We start from the raw sequence: 16,680 nt of genomic DNA, 5'->3' as shown, positions 1-16,680 counted from the left end.
GATGACCACAGACGTCGACGAAGAACACATAGTCCCAGACGCCTTGGCGCGAGGGCCGCGACTCGATCCGGGTCATGCTGATGCCCTGCTTGGCGAAGGGCGTCAATAGCCGGTTCAAACCGCCTGCCTCGTTGCGGCAGGACAGCAGCATGCTGGTCTTATCCTGGCCGCTTGGCGGCGAATCCTCCGGCCCAATCACCAGGAAGCGCGTGGTATTGCCGGGCTCGTCCTCGATGCGCTGGGCCAGCACCCGCAGCGCATAGAGTTCGGCAGCCGCTTCGCTGGCCACCGCCGCGACATCCTCGGCCGCCGCCGCCAGCTTGGCCGCGTCGGCATTGGTGCTGACCGCGACACGCTCGGCGTGGGGCAGAGAGCGATCGAGCCAGCCGCGGCATTGCGCGAGCGATTGCTGATGCGAGTAGACGCGCTTGAGCGCGCTGAGATCCTCGGCCCTCGACAGCAGATGATGATGGATGCGCAGGGTCACCTCGCCGGCGATCCGCAGCGGCGAGCGCATGAACATGTCCAGCGTATGATTGACCACGCCCTCGGTCGAGTTCTCGACCGGCACCACGCCATACTCGCAGGCGCCCGCCTCGACCTCGCGGAAGATGTCGCCGATGGCGCCGAACGGCAGCGCCTGCACCGAGTGACCGAAATGCTTGAGCGCGGCGGCCTGGGTGAAGGTGCCCTCGGGCCCCAGATAACCGACCTTGAGCGGTTTCTCGAGCGCCAGACAGGCGGACATGATCTCGCGGAACAGCCGCGCGATCTCTTCGCCATCGAGCGGGCCAGGGTTTTGCGCCTTGATCCGCCGCAGGATCTCGGCCTCGCGCTCGGGCCGATAATACTTGACCGCTTCGCCGTGCGCGTCCTTGATCTTGGCGACATCCTGGGCACAGGCCGCGCGCTCCGAGATCAGCCGCAACAGCTCGGCATCGATGCGGTTGATGTGCGCGCGCACCTGCTGGAGCTGCTCGTCACTGGTCATGGGCACAAACCACGCATGCGTATCGCGGGAACCGCCGCTCAGGCCGGCCGCAGTCGAGGCAGATTGCGCACCGAGAGCACGCCATCGATGCCGGCGATGCGCTGCATGATCGCCTCCGGGCAGGGCTGGTCGATATCGATCAGGGTCACCGCCAGGTCATCGCGCGAGCGATTCAGCATATCGATGATATTGAGCCCGCCCGCGGCGAGATCGGTGGAGATTTGCCCGACCATGTTCGGCACATTGCGATTGACCACCAGCATCCGATGACCGCCGTTGCGCGGCAGATGGATCTCGGGAAAATTCACCGAATTGCTGATGTTGCCATCCTCCAGGTAGGCGCGCACCTGATCCGCCACCATCACCGCGCAATTCTCCTCGGCCTCGCGGGTCGAGGCGCCAAGGTGCGGCAGCACCACCACGCGCGGATGATCCTTCAATCGGTTACTCGGGAAATCGCACACATACGCATAGAGCTTGCCGGCATCGAGCGCCGCCACCGCGGCCGCGTCGTCGATGATGCCGTCGCGCGAAAAGTTGAGCAAGACCGCGCCAGCGGGCATCTCCTCGATGCGCTCGGCGTTGATCATGTGCCGGGTCTTGTCGGTCAGGGGCACATGGAAGCTGATGAAATCGGCGCGCGAGACCAGATCGTCGATCGACAATGCGCGCTCGACATCGGCCTCCAGCCGCCAGGCGCTGCGCACGGTGATGCTCGGATCATAGCCGATCACCTTCATGCCGAGCGCGCGCGCGGCATTGGCCACCAAGACGCCGATCGCGCCGAGCCCGATCACGCCCAGGGTCCGCCCCGGCAGCTCGAAACCGGCGAACTGTTTCTTGCCGGCCTCGACCGCCTTGCCGATGGCGGCATCGTCGCCCTCGAGTTCGCGCGCAAACTGCCAGCCCTGCGCGAGATTGCGCGCGGCGAGCAGCATCCCGGCCAGCACGATCTCCTTGACCGCGTTGGCATTGGCGCCCGGCGCGTTGAACACGGGGATGCCGCGCTCGGTCATCGCCGACACCGGGATGTTGTTGACGCCGGCGCCGGCGCGGCCAATCGCCTTCAGACTCTCGGGCACCGGCAGCTCGTGCATCTTCGCCGAGCGCACCAGGATGGCATCGGGATGGCTCAACTCGGAGGCGATCTCATAATGCTCGCGCGGCAGCCGATTGAGGCCGGCCACCGAGATGTTGTTCAGGGTCTGGATCTTGAACACTGGGCTTACCCCTTGGTCCGCTCGAACTCGGCCATGAACGCGATCAGCGCGTCGACGCCTGCCTCCGGCATCGCATTGTAGAGGCTCGCGCGCATGCCGCCGACCGAGCGATGCCCCTTGAGCGTGAGCAGGCCGGCGGCCTTGGCGGCGGCGAGGAAGTCGGCATCCAGCTCGGGATCGGCCAGCGTGAAGGGCACGTTCATCCAGGAGCGCGACGCCGGCTCGACCGGATTGGCGTAGAAGCTCGAACCGTCGATCGCGGCATAGAGCTTCTCGGCCTTGCGCCGGTTGATCGCGGCCATGCCCTCGAGGCCACCGAGATCCTGCAACCACCGAAACACCAGGCCGGCCAGATACCAGGCAAGGGTCGGCGGCGTGTTGTACATCGAGCCGCTGTCGGCATGCACGCGATAGTCGAACATGGTCGGCGTGCCGCTCAGCGGCTCGCCGATCAGGTCCTCGCGGACGATTACAATCGTCAGCCCGGCCGGGCCGATATTCTTCTGCGCGCCGGCGTAGATCAACCCATAGCGCGACACATCGAGCGGCCGCGACAACAGCGTCGATGACATATCGGCCACCAGCGGCGCCGAGGTCTCGGGGATGTAGGGAAACTCGACGCCCTCGATGGTCTCGTTGGGCGTGTAGTGGAGATACGCGGCATCCTCGGACAACGCCAGTTCGGCCTGCGTCGGCGCGCGCGTGAAGCGCTCGGGCTGGGTGCTGGCGGCGATGTGCACGGCGCAGAAACGATGCGCCTCGGCGATGGCCTTCTTCGACCAGCTACCGGTATTCAGGTAGTCGGCCTGACCGGAATGTCCGGACAGATTCATCGGCACCATCGCGAACTGGCTGGAGGCGCCGCCCTGCAGGAACAGCACCCGATAGCCCTCGGGCAGCGCCAGCAGCTCGCGCAAGTCCTGCTCGGCCTGCTCGGCGATCTGCATGAACTCCTTGCCACGGTGGCTCATCTCGGCCACGCACATGCCGCTGCCATTCCAGTCCAGCATCTCTTCCTGGGCTTGACGGAGCACCGGCTCCGGCAACATCGCCGGGCCCGCGCTGAAGTTATAGGGTCGAGACATCAGCGGTACCTTGGTTGGGTTCGTTGGAGGGAAGACAGGCGCGTATCAGTCGGCGGCACCCGCGTCGTTGGGATCATCGGCGGCCGAGCCGTTCCCGCCGGGGCGTCCTAAGCCGGCGGCGTCCGCGCCCGAGCCGTCGTCGCTTGCGTCACCCGCATCGTCGTCGCCATTGAGGGCGATGATGCGCTCGATGCCGGCCAGCTTTTGGTTGTCGCCGAGGTTGATCAATTTCACCCCCCAGGTATTGCGACTCAGGATCGAGATATCGTCGACGCCGGTGCGCACCAGGGTGCCGGCCTCGGTGATGAGCATGATCTCGTCGCCGGGGCGCACCAGCACCGCGCCGACCTGCTCGGCATTGCGCTCGCCGATGCGCATCGAGATCACGCCCTTGGTGCCGCGGCCCTTGGTCGGGAACTCCTCGATCGGCGTGCGTTTGCCCTGGCCGTTGGCGCCGACCGTGAGCACGGTGCCCGGCTCGGCCACCAACAGCGAGATCACGCGCTGGCCCTCGCCGAGCGAGATACCGCGCACGCCATGCGCGGTGCGGCCCATCGAGCGCACCTCGGATTCGTTGAAGCGCACCGCCTTACCGGCGGAGCTGAACAGCATCATGTCCTGACGCCCATCGGTGACCGCGACGCCGATCAGATACTCGTCCTCGTGCAGGTCGATGGCGATGATGCCGCGCGCCAGCGGACGCGAGAAGTCCGACAGCGGGGTCTTCTTGACCGTGCCCTTGCTGGTGGCCATGAAGACGAAGCTGCCTTCCTGATACTCGGGCACCGGCAAGGTGGCGTTGATGCGCTCGCCCTGCTCCAAGGGCAAGAGGTTGACGATCGGCCGCCCGCGCCCGCCATAGCTGGCCTGCGGCAACTCGTAGACCTTGAGCCAATAGACCTTGCCGTGGCTGGAGAAGCAGAGCACGGTGTCGTGCGAATTGGCGACGAAGAGCCGATCGATGAAATCCTCGTCCTTCAGGTTCGACGCGCTCCGCCCCTTGCCGCCGCGACGCTGGGCCTGATACTCGGCGATCGGCTGCGCCTTGACATAGCCGGCGTGCGAGAGGGTGACCACCACGTCCTCCGGCGCGATCAGATCGAGCAGCGAGATATCGGCCTGATCCTCGACGATCTCGGTGCGGCGCGGATCGACGTATTGATCGCGGATCGCGGTCAGCTCATCGCGGATCACCCGCATCAGCCGATCCGGATCGCGCAGGATCGAGAGCAGCTCGGCGATGGTCGCGAGAATGGTCTCGAACTCCTTGATGATCTTGTCTTGTTCGAGCCCGGTCAGGCGCTGCAACTGCAGGTCCAGGATCGCGCGCGCCTGACGCTCGCTGAGCCGATACTGGCCGTCGTCGCGCAGCCCGAGGCCGGCCTCGAGATCATCCGGGCGGGTCTCGTCGGCACCGGCGCGTTCGAGCATCCCGGCCACCTCGCCGGCGGCCCAGTCGCGCGCCATCAGCCCCTCGCGCGCATCGGCGGGACTGGCCGAGGCCTTGATCAGCGCGATCACCTCGTCGATGTTGGCGAGCGCGACCGTGTAGCCTTCCAACAGATGGGCGCGGTCGCGCGCCTTGCGCAATTCATAGATGGTGCGGCGGGTGACGACATCGCGGCGATGGCGCAGGAAGTGCTCGAGCATCTGCTTGAGGTTCAGCGTGCGCGGCTGACCATCGACCAGGGCGACCATGTTGATGCCGAACACGGTCTGCATCTGGGTGTGCTGATAGAGATTGTTCAGCACCACGTCCGGGTAGTGGTCGCGCTTGACCTCGATCACCACCCGCATGCCATCCTTATCCGACTCGTCGCGCAGCTCGGCGATGCCCTCGAGCTTCTTCTCGCGCACCAGTTCGGCCATCTTCTCGAGCATGCGCGCCTTGTTGACCTGATAGGGCAGCTCGGTGATGACGATCGCCTCGCGCTTGCTGCGCGACTCGGTCTCCTGATGGGTGCGCGCGCGCAGCCGGATGCGACCGCGGCCGGTCCGATAGGCCTCGCGGATGCCGCGAATGCCGTTGATGATCGCCGCGGTCGGGAAGTCCGGGCCGGGCACCAGTTCCATCAGCCGCTCGATCTCGACCAGCGGATCGTCGATGATCGCCAGGCAGGCGTCGATGATCTCGCCGAGGTTGTGCGGCGGGATGTTGGTGGCCATGCCGACCGCGATGCCGGCGGCGCCATTGACCAGGAGATTGGGGAAGCGCGCCGGTAGGACCGTCGGCTCCTGCTCGGACTCGTCGTAGTTGGGGATGAAATCGACCGTCTCCTTGTCGAGATCATCGAGCAGCGCGTGGGCGATGCGCGCCATGCGCACCTCGGTGTAGCGCATCGCCGCCGGCGAGTCGCCATCGACCGAGCCGAAGTTGCCCTGGCCATCGACCAGCATGTAGCGCATCGAGAACGGCTGCGCCATGCGCACGATGGTGTCGTAGACGGCGGTGTCGCCGTGCGGGTGGTACTTACCGATGACGTCACCGACCACGCGCGCTGACTTCTTATACGGCTTGTTCCAGTCGTTGCCGAGCACGTTCATCGCGAACAGCACGCGTCGGTGCACGGGCTTGAGGCCGTCGCGCACATCCGGCAACGCGCGGCCGACGATCACGCTCATCGCGTAATCGAGATAAGACTGGCGCATCTCGTCTTCGAGATTGACCGGCAAGACTTCTTTTGCGAAATCGGCCATCGCTCTGTGGGGACTTCCTGAAACGGGGGGTAGGGCGCGCGTCATAAAAGCGCTTCATCATACCACTGATGAGCGTTTTCGCCGACCGGCGCGCGCGTTCCGTGCCTTCGCGCCTCGCGGCGCAGTCCGAAAGCCGGGCGCGAGCGCTTGCAGCCGCGAGCGCTAGGCGCGCTCGCGCTGTGCGTGCAGCGCATCGTGGATCTGTTGCGCCAAGGTCTGGCTGATGCCATCCACGCGGGCGATCTCGTCCGGCAAGGCGCGCGTCAGTCCGCGCAGCCCGCCAAAGGCCCGCAACAGATTCTGTCGGCGTTTCGGGCCCACGCCGGGGATGTCCTCGAGCGGCGAGGTCTTGCGCGCCTTGTCGCGGCGCTGGCGGTGCCCGGTGAGCGCAAAGCGGTGGGCCTCGTCGCGGATCTGCTGGACCAGATGCAATGCCGGCGAGTCGGCACCGGCGACGATCGGCGTCTCACCCTTGGTCGGGCAACCCTGCGCGTCGAAACGCGCGCCCAACCGCTCCTCCTGGCCTTCGGCCAACCCATCGACCAGCCACAGCTGCTCGGCGCCGGCCTTGCGATCCGGTCCCTTGGCGACGCCCACCAGCTTGACCCCGTCGATCCCCAGCGCGTCGAGCACGCCCGCGACCGCGCGCAGCTGGCCCTTGCCGCCGTCGATGAAGAGCAGATCCGGCAACGGCACCTCGCCGGTCTGAACCCGCCGATAACGCCGCCGCAGCGCCTGCTCCAGTGCCGCGTAGTCATCGCCGGGGGTGATGCCCTCGATATTGAAGCGGCGATAGTCCGATTTGCGCGGTCCCTCGTCATCGAAGACGACGCAGGAAGCGACCGTCCGTTCGCCCCCGGTATGGCTGATATCGACGCATTCCATGCGGCGCGGCAGATCCTCGAGGTCGAGAAGGTCGCGCAGCGCCTCCAGCCGGCGCCCATAACCGGCGCGGCTGCCGAGCCTGGTGTTCAGCGCCAGGGCGGCATTGTTGACCGCCATCTCCAGCAGGCGCGCGCGCTCCCCGTGCAATCGAACCTTGAGCGCCACGCGCCGGCCGGCGCGTTCGCTCAGCGCGGCGGTCAGGAACTCGGTGTCATCCGGCTCGGCATTGAGCAGCACCTCGGGCGGGATCTCCTTGTCGACATAGAACTGCGCCAGGAAGCCCGCCAACACCGCCGCCTGATCCGCCTCCGCCGGCACCCGTGGAAAGAACGCCTGGTTGCCCAGATGACGCCCGGCGCGCACGAAAAAGACTTGCACGCAAAAGGTTCCGGCCTCCTCGAGCGCGGCGACGATATCCACATCGCCGCCATCGGCGGTGACATGCTGGCGCCGCTGTATCTGCCGCAGGGTCGCGATCTGATCGCGCAGGCCCGCCGCGCGTTCGAACTCGAGCGCGGCGGCGGCCTGCTCCATGCGCTCGCCCAGTTCGGCGATGACCTCGTCGGTGCGACCCTCGAGGAACTTGATGCTGTGCGCGACATCGCGCGCATAGTCTTGCTGGCCGATCAGCCCGACACAGGGACCCGTACAGCGTTTGATCTGATATTGCAGACAGGCGCGGGTGCGACTGCGGTAGAAGCTGTCGCGGCACTGGCGCACCGGAAACAGCTTCTGCAATAACTGCAACATCTCGCGCACCGCCCAGGCGCTCGGATAGGGGCCGAAGTAGCGCCCCTCGCCCTGGCGCGGGCCCCGGTAGAACGACAGTCGCGGGAACGCATCCTGAGTACTCAGGTAGATGAAGGGATAGCTCTTGTCGTCGCGCAGCAGCACATTGAAGCGCGGCTGATGGGTCTTGATCAGGTCGCTTTCGAGCAGCAGCGCCTCGCCCTCGCTGAGGGTGATGGTGACCTCGATCGCGGCGATCTGCGCGACCATCAACTGCATCCGGCGATCGAGGGTGCGACCGAAATAGCTGCCGACCCGACGCTTCAGGTTCTTGGCCTTGCCGATGTAGAGCGGCGTACCCTCGGCATCGAGCATGCGGTACACGCCGGGTTCGGTGGGAATCCGCAGCAGCGCGGCGCGGTGATCGAAGGACGTCATAGGGCTACTGGGGGCTGGACAACCCAAGGAGGGGCGGCGGCAGGCAGACTGGCGGCGGCGATCGGCTCGCGCATCCACCGGCACCGTCAAGACGTGGCTCAAGAGCCGGCCGATGGCAAGGCTGGTCGCCACCGGATGGCTCCCGTATCCTGATGGGATGCAATATCCAGACTATCAAGGCGGCAGCATCGTCAATCTGATGCAGTCGCTGATCCGGGCCCGTGGGCAGCGACCCGCCGAGGCCGAATCCTATCCCGAGGCCAGACGATTGCCGGCGAGCGAGATCGCCAGGGCGCGGCATGTCGTGCTCCTGGTGATCGACGGGCTCGGCGACGATTGGCTGCGACGGCACGCGCCAGACGGACTCTTGGCGCGGCATCGATGCGGCGCGCTGACCTCGGTGTTCCCGCCCACCACCGCCTCGGCGATCACCACCTATCTCACCGGCGACGCGCCGCAACGACACGGCATGACCGGCTGGCACATGTGGCTCGGCGAACTCGGCGCCGTGCTCGCGGTGCTGCCGGGCACGCCGAGGCACGGTGGCAGCGGCTATCGACAGGCGGGCATCGACCTGCGGCAACTCTATGGTCACCGCTCGCTGTTCGCCGCCCTGCACACGCCCTCGGTGATGGTGTCGCCGCGCAAGATCGCGCGCTCGGACTACAACCTGGCCCATCTTGGGCCGGCGCAACTGCAGCCGTTCGAGGGCCTTGACGGGCTTTTTCGTGCGGTGGATAAAGCGCTGAAACGGGCCCGGCAACCGACCACCGTCTACGCGTATTGGCCGGGCCTCGATACGATTGGCCATGAACACGGCATCGAGAGCCCCGAGGCCGTGGCCCATCTCGCCGCGATCGAGCAGGCGCTCGACCACTTCCAGCAGCGCCTTGCGGGCAGCGACAGCCTGCTGTTGCTCTGCGCCGATCATGGCCAGCTCGATACCGAGCCGGGCGATATCCGCGAGCTTGATGCCCTGCCCGAACTCGCCGACTGTCTGCGCATCCCGCTCTGTGGCGAGCCGCGCGCAGCCTATTGCTATCTCCGCCCGCATCAGAGCGAGCGCTTCGAGCGTTTGTGCGTCGATCGGCTTGGCGATGATTTCGAACTGTGGCGCAGTGAGGCGCTCATCGAGCGCGGCCTGTTCGGGCATGGCCCGCCCCATCCCCGGCTACATGAGCGGATCGGCGATTATTGCCTGCTTGCTCGCGATCGGGCCGCGCTTCATCAACGGCTCTTCTGCGACGAGCAGCCGTTCAAACAGATCGGCGTGCACGGCGGCCTGAGTTCGGCGGAGTTGATGGTGCCGCTGTGTCGCTTCGCGTTGTAACGCTTTGTTGAGAGGACTTGCCGATGGCTGAACTCTTCGCGTCCGGCACGATCGTCGACCTCATCTTGGTGCTCGTCCTGGTTGAGACCGCCCTCTTGGCCCTCGCCCGCCGCCTCGGCCGCCGCGCGCCCAAACTGACGACGCTGTTGCCCAACCTTGCGGCCGGGTTCCTGTTGCTCCTCAGCCTGCGCGCCGCTATCGCCGACCTGGGCTGGGGCCTGATCGCCTTACCACTCGGTCTGGCTCTGCTCGCGCACATCCTCGATCTCGCCGGACGTTGGCCAAGGCGCCGATCGGAAAGCGAGCCAGGATCGTGATTCACGCATAAAAAAAGCAGCCAGCGGCCGCTTTTCGCGCCGCGCTGGGTCACCCTCGAGACCAGGTGACTCAGCGCCGCATCCTGAGATGACGACCTCAAACGTTAAACGAGGCCGATCTGTTGGGAGGCGATCTGGGCGACGGGCGGGATGCCGTCGCCGAGCCAGTTGAAATCCACACTGCTAAGCAGGATGAAGTGGATCAACAGTGCGAGCACCGTCAAAAAGAAGGCGATTGTCAAAAGGACGCCACGCGGATCGACCAGTTGCCAGAGTTTGTGCATATCGAGATTCCTCTCTCGTTCAATCTTTGAGCGCGAGCACCATGGAGGATGGTGCTCGCAATGTCAGGGGCGCGCGCAGCGGCCTTTACAGCCAAGGGCGATAGAGCCAAGCCAGTATGTGCGCGAACACGACCAGGCCAAAGAAGGCGGTCATGCTGGACATGAAGATGCCATGAAACTCTTGGGCTTCTTCTTCGGTCAGGCCGGTCAGACTTTTAGGATCAGCCATGGATGTTAACCTCCGATCTTCAAACGGGGCCTCTCGGCCATTGACCGCGTATACACCCCCGCGGCGGGGTTGCCCTGTTGGGCTTGCCGCACCAGGCGTTTCAGTCGGTGTCGGCACGCATTGTCAGTCGCCGCTTCGATAACAGCCCGTCACTGACTGTTATCGATCGGATCGCTTCAGTTCATCGTCCGCGCCGGCGGCATCGCCGTCATGCTCGATGCGGGCGCCTCAATGGCTTTACTTGGAAGCCAGTTGGTGTCCGGAGACATCAACACGACGAAGTGAATCAAAAAGCCCAGCGCGGTGAGAAAAGCAAACAGCGCGATCAGAACCCTGCGCGGATCGAAAAGCTGCCATATACGATGCATGAGGTCTCTCCTCTAAAAAGGTCGGGCGAGGCGAACAGCCTGGCTGCTCGGTTCCCCATCACCCATTCATTCGCATTAGGGTGTTAGGCCCCAATCGGCTGCTTAGAGCCAAGGACGGTAGAGCCAAGCCAGCACATGCGCGAACACGACGATACCGAAAAAGGCGGTCATGCTGGACATGAAGATACCGTGGAACTCTTGGGCTTCCTGTTCGGTCAGGCCGGTCAGGCTTTTTTGGTCAGCCATGGAAATCACCTCTGTTGTTGTTTCAGGTTTTGAGCGTTCGGTCATTGGTTCCGCCCTGCTGGGCGGGGTGATCCCTCACCCTGGATAGGTCCTACCGAGTCTGTGGGGCCGGCGGATACTGCAGCGGGGCCGGCGGATAGTGCATCATCGACGGCGGTGGATACTGCAACCGCGTCTGAGCCTGCTGCGTTTGCTGTTCCGCTGGAGCTTGGTCCTCAGCCTCCTCGGCCGCTGGTGCCGACTCGTCAGCCTGAGCCTCTGGGGCCGGCGCCTCTGCTTCGGCTTGCTCTTCGGTCGCTTCCTCGGCAGGGGCGGCCTCAGTGTCCGCGGCCTCTTCGGTTGCTTCCTCGGCGGCTGCCTCGGCAGGGGCGGCTTCAGTGTCGGCCGCCTCTTCGGATGCCTCCTCGGCCGGTGCGGCGGCTTCAGCGTCCGCAGCCTCTTCGGTTGCTTCCTCAGCCGGCGCCGCTTCCTCGGCTTCCGCAGCAGCCGCTAGCCCACCTTCGGGGATCGGCCCCTGCAGCGAAGGATAGTCCTTCAACATCGGCGCGCCGTAGAGCGGCTTGTAGGCCCCCTGATGGCAAGTAGTGCAGTACACCTTGTAGACGTCGCCCATCGGACCCTTACGGGTGTCCGGCAGGACGTCGGTCAGCGGCACGACCCAGTCGTTGTTCAAATCCCTGACGTGGCGCAGGGCATACCAAGCGGTGGTCCGCTGCGGCGTGCTCTGATCCCAAGCGTAGAACGACCGTGTGTTATGGCAGTAGGTGCAGTTCACGCCGAGCGCTTCGGATACGTGCATCATCAGGCCATAGGTCCATTCCGCCTGCTTGATCGAACGCCGATTCGAATTCCCTTGCCGGAGCGGCGTATCGCCAATCACGCGAATGTCATTGTCCTGTAGCAGGAACGGCGTGAACGGATCATACGGAAGCGACGCGTAAGCCACAGTCTCCGAGGCGATGTTCTGACCGGTCGGCGCCATGGCGCTTGGCTGGCCCGGACCCGGATCCGTGGTCCACACATACTCAGGCACCGGATTGCCGCGATGGCAGGTGTAGCAGGTCACACCGGTGTCGCCGACGTGATCCTTCCAATTGGCATTGGTGTCCTGCGTCATCTCCAGCATCTTGCGCGAGGCGATCTTGGTGTAGATCCCGTCATCCTCGAACCCGGAGTCATTGACGTGGCAGTAGTAGCAGCCTTCCTCCGGAGAGACCCAGTTGGTCAGCGCAACCATCAAGCGGTTGAATTCATTGACCGTGAGGTTCCCCAGGACCTGGACGTTCTTATAGACATCCTTCGCCATCGGCCCCCCCTCGTCCGCAGGCGAGATCGACTCTGGCGGCACATTGGCCTCCAGCGATCTCTCCAGCAGCTTCGGGTTGTACACGCTATGCATACCCAGACCGCGGTAGCCGTTTTGGATGCTTTCGGGCGGCGGAGCCTCGCATCCGACCAAGATCGCCGAAGCGCCCAAGGCCGCAAGGATCACCGTCTTACCGTTTAGGAACTTCATTGTGATACCCCCTGCATCAGGGCCGGATCCTCGATCGTCAGCTCGGACGGATAGGGAGGCACGATGCCGTGCTTGATTCCCCAGAGATACCAGTTCTCGACCACCGTGCCCGTCAGCAGAATGCCGAGACCGGCGGTGATGACGGTCAGAACCGCGAACCACCAAGCCCAGCGGTGGATGGATTCCATGGTGGCATTGAAGCCCATGGTCCAGCGCCAGAACAGCATGGCGCGTTCGGACGCAGTACCGCGACTGGTGATCTGATCGATCTCGCGGTCACCGCCGTAGCGCGATACGCCCAGGATGGTGCCACCGTGCATGGCGAACAGCACTGCCGATCCATAGAGGAAGGCAATCGAGAGGGCATGGAACGGGTTGTAGTAGAAGTTGCCATACCTGATCGAGATTGCCGCCGTCCAGTCCAGATGCGGGAAGATCCCGAACGGAACCGCCTCACCCCAGCTACCCATCATCAACGGGCGAATGAAGCCCAGCGTCAGATAGAAGAAGATGGCCGCAGCAAAGGCCCATGCGACATGCGTGCCGGTGCCCAGCGCGATGGCCCGCCGATAGGTCCTGACCCACCAGAGCAGAATCGACGTGGTCAGGAAGAAACCGGCCATCAGCCACCAACCACCATCACCCAACGGCGGAATGCTCAGCCCATAGGCTGGCGGTGGCGGCTCGAGGGCGAGCCAGAAGAAGTTCTGCAAGAACTCTATTGGGCTCCAGTTCACCGAGGCCAGCATATTGAAGCCGATGATCCCGATGGCGATGAAGCCGAAGATCAGCGATGCGACGCCGGTAAAGCCGAGATAGATGGGGCCGATCTGCGCGTCGCCGATCTTGCCAATCCAGTAACTGAAGATCGGCTTACCGATCCGCGGCAGACTACCGGGTGGCAGGTCGACGCCGGGATAGGCCGGTTCACGGACCTGTACCCGGGTAAAGATGTTTTGATACTCAGCCATGTTGGTGTCCTCTTATGACCAGAACGGCAACTCGAGCCACCAGTTCCACCACTCTGGCCAGCCGCGCGTCCAGAATGGGCCACTGATCACGATACACACGGCACTCCAGAAGGCCGCATTGATCGCAAGGAACAGTCCCAGGCGATGGATGCCCAGCGCGCCGATGGAGTAACCGACGAGATCGCGAAAGAAGGTGTTCTCATGCTCGCCCGTCTTCACTGACTCACCCTTCTGCGGATTCGTCATCGACAGGATCAACGAACCGTGCAGGGCCAGCGCAAGCGCGTTGGTGAAGAAGAACGTGATTGCCAGCATGTGGGCCGGGTTGTAATGGAAGTGCAGGTATTGGTAACCCACGTTCGACACCCAGTCGAGGTGACTGAAGATGCCATAAGGGAAACCATGCCCCCAGGCACCCATCAACACCGGCCGAATCACCACCAGCGTGATATAGGCAAGGATCGCAAAGCTGAAGGCGATCGGGACGTGCAGCCCCATGCCCAGTTTGCGAGCAATCTCAGCTTGCCGCAGCGCCCAGGAAACGAAGGCGCCGATCGCGCAGATGGTAATGAATTGCCACAGACCGCCTTCCATGAGCGGTGCCATCCTGAGCCCGTAGCTCAGATCCGGCGGGGCAATGGAGATTTGCCACAGATTCCAGGTCGGGCCCATGGCCGCGCCCCAGACGATAAGCAGCGTTCCCAAGGTTGCGAAGAAAACCGACGTCACTCCGAAGAAGCCGACATAGAACGGCCCCACCCAAAAGTCGAACGTGTTTCCTCCGATCAAATTACCGCCGCGTACGCGGTATTTTTTCTCGAAACTCAGCATGGCCATTGAAGATTTCCTCTGCTGGGAAGGTGCGTGCGGATGCGCCCTCCTCGTAGCAAGATCGACGGCAGGCGGCGCCATGCCGGCACCCGCGCTGCCATCATCCGATAGGCCCTGTTACATCTGCTGCGGAGCGACCTGAGCAGACTTTGCGCCCTCGATCGGCGGAATGCCGTCGTCGAGCCAGTTGAGTTCGGTGCTGAGCACGATCATGTGGATCGCCAGCCCCAGGAAGGTCAGAAACACGGCCAACGCAATCAGTGTGTTCACCGGCGAAACCAGCAGCCAGATCTTATAGAGCTTCTCGTTCATTTCTCATTTCTCCAGGATTCGGATGGAAAGCGTGGACCCGGGACCGCGAAGGCGCCGCAGAATCCAAAAGGGACTTCAATCTGACCAAGCCGGCTTACAGCCAGGGGCGATAGAGCCAAGCCAGGATATGTGCGAACACGACGAGGCCGAAAAAGGCCGTCATGCTGGACACGAAAATACCGTGAAACTCTTGAGCCTCTTCTTCCGTCAAACCAGTCAAGCTCTTGTTGTCTGCCATGGGATTACCCTCCGGTTCAGCTAATTAGGCCCTAAGGCCATTGGCGCATGACGTATGCGTCACCAGAAAAACGCCGTGACTGCATGTGCCGCAGCGCTTGTAAACATCCGCTTGATGCGGATACCGACTTGGCTCTCGCGACAGGAGGCATGCGCCCGATGTCGTGCAAGCCCGCAAAAAACCTGGACCAGGCATGAAGCCCTCCAGCGATTAAGTGTCAGTGTAGCCTGACCACGCCCTATGTCAAGGCCGATTTACACCTCGACTGTCAATGCAGGTTGGCAGTGACGACCTTGCTTGACATATCGCAGGATAAGGCCGCGCAAGCGGCCTCGGGCGGGTCATCAAGCAGCCGCGGGTCATCAAGCAGCGCAACGACAACCGCGGATGCCATGCGGCCGGAAACCGGCGCCCGGCGAGAGATGCGGGAGGGATGGGGTGTGCAATGACACAGCGAACCACGCGCGGGCAACGGCTTCGCTGCGCTGAACGCCATGATCGAGGATGGTCGATTGATCGGGGTAGCGCACAGCGCTGGGGATGCCGATCAGCCGGCGGGTGTCTAGGCGATTGACGGAAATCGTCTTGGAACCGCTTGCCAGTGACCAGGGTCTCGGTATCGAGGGATATCGCCGATCCTGCCCCGCAAGAGACGGGCCAAAGATGACGCTCAGCCTGCAAAGGCAGCGGGTTTAGCCGCAAGGAACGGAGGCGGCGCAACGGAAGTGCGGGCCTGCCAAAAGTCAGGATCTGTCAATGCTGGCATGGACGTGTTGCCCATGCCAGCCCAGCGCTGCTGTCATCCAATAAACCGGATGGCATCCTGCTGCGGAGCGACCTGAGCAGACTCTGCGCCCTCGATCGGCGGAATGCCGTCGTCGAGCCAGTTGAGTTCGGTGCTGAGCACGATCATGTGGATCGCCAGCCCCAGGAAGGTCAGAAACACGGCCAACGCAATCAGTGTGTTCACCGGCGAAACCAGCAGCCAGATCTTATAGAGCTTCTCGTTCATTTCTCATTTCTCCAGGATTCGGATGGAAAGCGTGGACCCGGGACCGCGAAGGCGCCGCAGAATCCAAAAGGGACTTCAATCTGACCAAGCCGGCTTACAGCCAGGGGCGATAGAGCCAAGCCAGGATATGTGCGAACACGACGAGGCCGAAAAAGGCCGTCATGCTGGACACGAAAATACCGTGAAACTCTTGAGCCTCTTCTTCCGTCAAACCAGTCAAGCTCTTGTTGTCTGCCATGGGATTACCCTCCGGTTCAGCTAATTAGGCCGTGTGGCCATTGGCGCGTGACGTACGCGTCACCAGAAAACGCCGTGACTGCTTGTGCCGCAGCGCTTGTAAACATCCGCTAGATGCGGATACCGACTTGGCTCTCGCGACAGGAGGCATTTACCCTGCGTCGCGCAAGCCCGAAACAGTTTGGCCCAGCGATACAGCGGCCCAGCCGAGCAACACCACCGATGATCCGCGCACCGCGCTCATGCCGCTCACCCATGCCTTTCGCGCAAACGAGGGGCGCGGCGCCCAAGCGGACGTCGCGATCAAAGGCGCGACGCGTCGAGGTCAGCGCAAGTGGCTTGAACCCTAACGACGGCTGGTCGAGGACAAGCGCGATGGTGGGCATGTCAGGCGAGACGGCCATGCTGTGGATGCGTTGGGTCTTCACTCATCGGCTGCGTGGGGGCGACTTGGTGCACATTGCTAAAATTGCCCGAGTGCTAAAGTTGCCCGAGGATTAAGTGTCAGTGTAGCCTGACCACGCCTTATGTCAAGGCCCATTTACACATCAACTGTCAACGCAGGTTGGCAGCGACTGTATTGATTGACATACCGCAGGAGGACAGCGCGCAAACGGCGCCAACGCGGACCCTCGAACAGCGCGACGGCAACGGCAAAGCGGCACCACACAAGGCCCGAGCGCTCGCGCCCGGGCCAGAAGCGGAAGGATGAGAGGGAGGATGGCGAGGCCAGCGGCGCTCCGG

At 63.6% G+C, this 16,680-nt stretch carries 18 protein-coding genes; 2 read left to right on the top strand and 16 right to left on the bottom strand.

Translation table 11 applies throughout. The features are described from left to right. The 5 genes from pheA to uvrC form a co-directional block, all read right to left on the bottom strand. Nucleotides 1-991 (bottom strand): prephenate dehydratase (gene pheA / locus ACLFQI_RS04820; RefSeq protein WP_410757742.1); only part of this gene is annotated, 991 nt, incomplete at its 3' end. Nucleotides 992-1,029: 38 nt separating this feature from the next. Continuing rightward, nucleotides 1,030-2,211, bottom strand: a complete 1,182-nt coding sequence (locus tag ACLFQI_RS04815) for a 3-phosphoglycerate dehydrogenase family protein (protein WP_410757741.1) — start codon at nt 2,209-2,211, stop codon at nt 1,030-1,032. Nucleotides 2,212-2,216: 5 nt separating this feature from the next. Then, nucleotides 2,217-3,296 carry a 3-phosphoserine/phosphohydroxythreonine transaminase gene (gene serC / locus ACLFQI_RS04810; RefSeq protein ID WP_410757740.1) on the bottom strand — a complete coding sequence of 360 codons (1,080 nt, stop codon included), beginning with the start codon at nt 3,294-3,296 and terminating at the stop codon, nt 2,217-2,219. A 45-nt stretch (nt 3,297-3,341) separates the two neighbouring features. Then, a complete protein-coding gene (gene gyrA, locus ACLFQI_RS04805) occupies nt 3,342-5,993 on the bottom strand; it encodes a DNA gyrase subunit A (RefSeq protein ID WP_410757739.1) in 2,652 nt (883 codons plus the stop codon). Nucleotides 5,994-6,155: 162 nt separating this feature from the next. Next, complete coding sequence (gene uvrC, locus ACLFQI_RS04800; protein WP_410757738.1) at nt 6,156-8,045, bottom strand: excinuclease ABC subunit UvrC; 1,890 nt, start codon at nt 8,043-8,045, stop codon at nt 6,156-6,158. A 157-nt stretch (nt 8,046-8,202) separates the two neighbouring features. Here uvrC and ACLFQI_RS04795 point away from each other — a divergent pair, with 157 nt between their 5' ends. Then, on the top strand, nt 8,203-9,375 hold the full coding sequence (locus ACLFQI_RS04795; protein ID WP_410757737.1) for an alkaline phosphatase family protein: 1,173 nt from the start codon (nt 8,203-8,205) through the stop codon (nt 9,373-9,375). A 23-nt stretch (nt 9,376-9,398) separates the two neighbouring features. After that, nucleotides 9,399-9,692: a hypothetical protein gene (locus ACLFQI_RS04790; RefSeq protein ID WP_410757736.1), complete on the top strand. Its 294-nt coding sequence runs from the start codon at nt 9,399-9,401 to the stop codon at nt 9,690-9,692. A 104-nt stretch (nt 9,693-9,796) separates the two neighbouring features. On the opposite strand, the gene pufA (ACLFQI_RS04785) is transcribed toward ACLFQI_RS04790, so the two are convergent. From pufA (ACLFQI_RS04785) to pufB (ACLFQI_RS04735), 11 genes are all read right to left on the bottom strand, one after another. Next, nucleotides 9,797-9,976 (bottom strand): light-harvesting antenna LH1, alpha subunit, encoded by a 180-nt coding sequence (pufA, locus tag ACLFQI_RS04785; protein WP_410757735.1) that lies wholly within the window; start codon nt 9,974-9,976, stop codon nt 9,797-9,799. Nucleotides 9,977-10,061: 85 nt separating this feature from the next. Next, the gene (pufB, locus tag ACLFQI_RS04780; protein ID WP_410757734.1) at nt 10,062-10,205 is read right to left on the bottom strand and encodes a light-harvesting antenna LH1, beta subunit; all 144 of its coding nucleotides are present in this window, start codon (nt 10,203-10,205) and stop codon (nt 10,062-10,064) included. A 176-nt stretch (nt 10,206-10,381) separates the two neighbouring features. Next, entirely contained in the window at nt 10,382-10,573 is a 192-nt protein-coding gene (gene pufA / locus ACLFQI_RS04775; RefSeq protein WP_410757733.1) for a light-harvesting antenna LH1, alpha subunit, read from the bottom strand. 102 nt (nt 10,574-10,675) lie between these two features. Next, entirely contained in the window at nt 10,676-10,819 is a 144-nt protein-coding gene (gene pufB, locus ACLFQI_RS04770; protein WP_410757732.1) for a light-harvesting antenna LH1, beta subunit, read from the bottom strand. Between the two features lie 91 nt (nt 10,820-10,910). Beyond that, nucleotides 10,911-12,335 (bottom strand): photosynthetic reaction center cytochrome PufC, encoded by a 1,425-nt coding sequence (gene pufC / locus ACLFQI_RS04765; protein ID WP_410757731.1) that lies wholly within the window; start codon nt 12,333-12,335, stop codon nt 10,911-10,913. Then, the gene (gene pufM / locus ACLFQI_RS04760; protein WP_410757730.1) at nt 12,332-13,306 is read right to left on the bottom strand and encodes a photosynthetic reaction center subunit M; all 975 of its coding nucleotides are present in this window, start codon (nt 13,304-13,306) and stop codon (nt 12,332-12,334) included. Before pufM ends, pufC begins: the two co-directional genes overlap by 4 nt. A 12-nt stretch (nt 13,307-13,318) precedes the next feature. Next, nucleotides 13,319-14,143 carry a photosynthetic reaction center subunit L gene (gene pufL / locus ACLFQI_RS04755; protein WP_410757729.1) on the bottom strand — a complete coding sequence of 275 codons (825 nt, stop codon included), beginning with the start codon at nt 14,141-14,143 and terminating at the stop codon, nt 13,319-13,321. A 111-nt stretch (nt 14,144-14,254) separates the two neighbouring features. Then, a complete protein-coding gene (gene pufA / locus ACLFQI_RS04750; RefSeq protein ID WP_410757728.1) occupies nt 14,255-14,449 on the bottom strand; it encodes a light-harvesting antenna LH1, alpha subunit in 195 nt (64 codons plus the stop codon). Nucleotides 14,450-14,543: 94 nt separating this feature from the next. Further along, the gene (gene pufB, locus ACLFQI_RS04745) at nt 14,544-14,687 is read right to left on the bottom strand and encodes a light-harvesting antenna LH1, beta subunit (protein ID WP_410757726.1); all 144 of its coding nucleotides are present in this window, start codon (nt 14,685-14,687) and stop codon (nt 14,544-14,546) included. Between the two features lie 799 nt (nt 14,688-15,486). Then, complete coding sequence (gene pufA / locus ACLFQI_RS04740) at nt 15,487-15,699, bottom strand: light-harvesting antenna LH1, alpha subunit (protein WP_410757727.1); 213 nt, start codon at nt 15,697-15,699, stop codon at nt 15,487-15,489. Between the two features lie 94 nt (nt 15,700-15,793). Then, nucleotides 15,794-15,937: a light-harvesting antenna LH1, beta subunit gene (gene pufB / locus ACLFQI_RS04735; protein WP_410757726.1), complete on the bottom strand. Its 144-nt coding sequence runs from the start codon at nt 15,935-15,937 to the stop codon at nt 15,794-15,796. Between the last annotated feature and the right edge of the window lie 743 nt (nt 15,938-16,680).

Source organism: Halochromatium sp., from assembly GCF_046541315.1.
GTDB lineage: Bacteria > Pseudomonadota > Gammaproteobacteria > Chromatiales > Chromatiaceae > Lamprobacter.
Note: the sequence above shows the minus strand (reverse complement) of the source record. Positions and strands in the feature narration are given on the sequence as shown.

Coding starts and splice junctions, on each gene's coding strand:
- pufA (WP_410757727.1), bottom strand. CDS start 15,699: ATGAACGAGAAGCTCTATAAGATCTGGCTGCTGGTTTCGCCGGTGAAC.
- serC (WP_410757740.1), bottom strand. CDS start 3,296: ATGTCTCGACCCTATAACTTCAGCGCGGGCCCGGCGATGTTGCCGGAG.
- pufB (WP_410757734.1), bottom strand. CDS start 10,205: ATGGCTGATCCTAAAAGTCTGACCGGCCTGACCGAAGAAGAAGCCCAA.
- pufA (WP_410757735.1), bottom strand. CDS start 9,976: ATGCACAAACTCTGGCAACTGGTCGATCCGCGTGGCGTCCTTTTGACA.
- pufB (WP_410757726.1), bottom strand. CDS start 14,687: ATGGCAGACAACAAGAGCTTGACTGGTTTGACGGAAGAAGAGGCTCAA.
- pufM (WP_410757730.1), bottom strand. CDS start 13,306: ATGGCTGAGTATCAAAACATCTTTACCCGGGTACAGGTCCGTGAACCG.
- gyrA (WP_410757739.1), bottom strand. CDS start 5,993: ATGGCCGATTTCGCAAAAGAAGTCTTGCCGGTCAATCTCGAAGACGAG.
- ACLFQI_RS04790 (WP_410757736.1), top strand. CDS start 9,399: ATGGCTGAACTCTTCGCGTCCGGCACGATCGTCGACCTCATCTTGGTG.
- pufL (WP_410757729.1), bottom strand. CDS start 14,143: ATGGCCATGCTGAGTTTCGAGAAAAAATACCGCGTACGCGGCGGTAAT.
- pufB (WP_410757732.1), bottom strand. CDS start 10,819: ATGGCTGACCAAAAAAGCCTGACCGGCCTGACCGAACAGGAAGCCCAA.
- pufC (WP_410757731.1), bottom strand. CDS start 12,335: ATGAAGTTCCTAAACGGTAAGACGGTGATCCTTGCGGCCTTGGGCGCT.
- pufB (WP_410757726.1), bottom strand. CDS start 15,937: ATGGCAGACAACAAGAGCTTGACTGGTTTGACGGAAGAAGAGGCTCAA.
- uvrC (WP_410757738.1), bottom strand. CDS start 8,045: ATGACGTCCTTCGATCACCGCGCCGCGCTGCTGCGGATTCCCACCGAA.
- pufA (WP_410757728.1), bottom strand. CDS start 14,449: ATGAACGAGAAGCTCTATAAGATCTGGCTGCTGGTTTCGCCGGTGAAC.
- ACLFQI_RS04795 (WP_410757737.1), top strand. CDS start 8,203: ATGCAATATCCAGACTATCAAGGCGGCAGCATCGTCAATCTGATGCAG.
- pufA (WP_410757733.1), bottom strand. CDS start 10,573: ATGCATCGTATATGGCAGCTTTTCGATCCGCGCAGGGTTCTGATCGCG.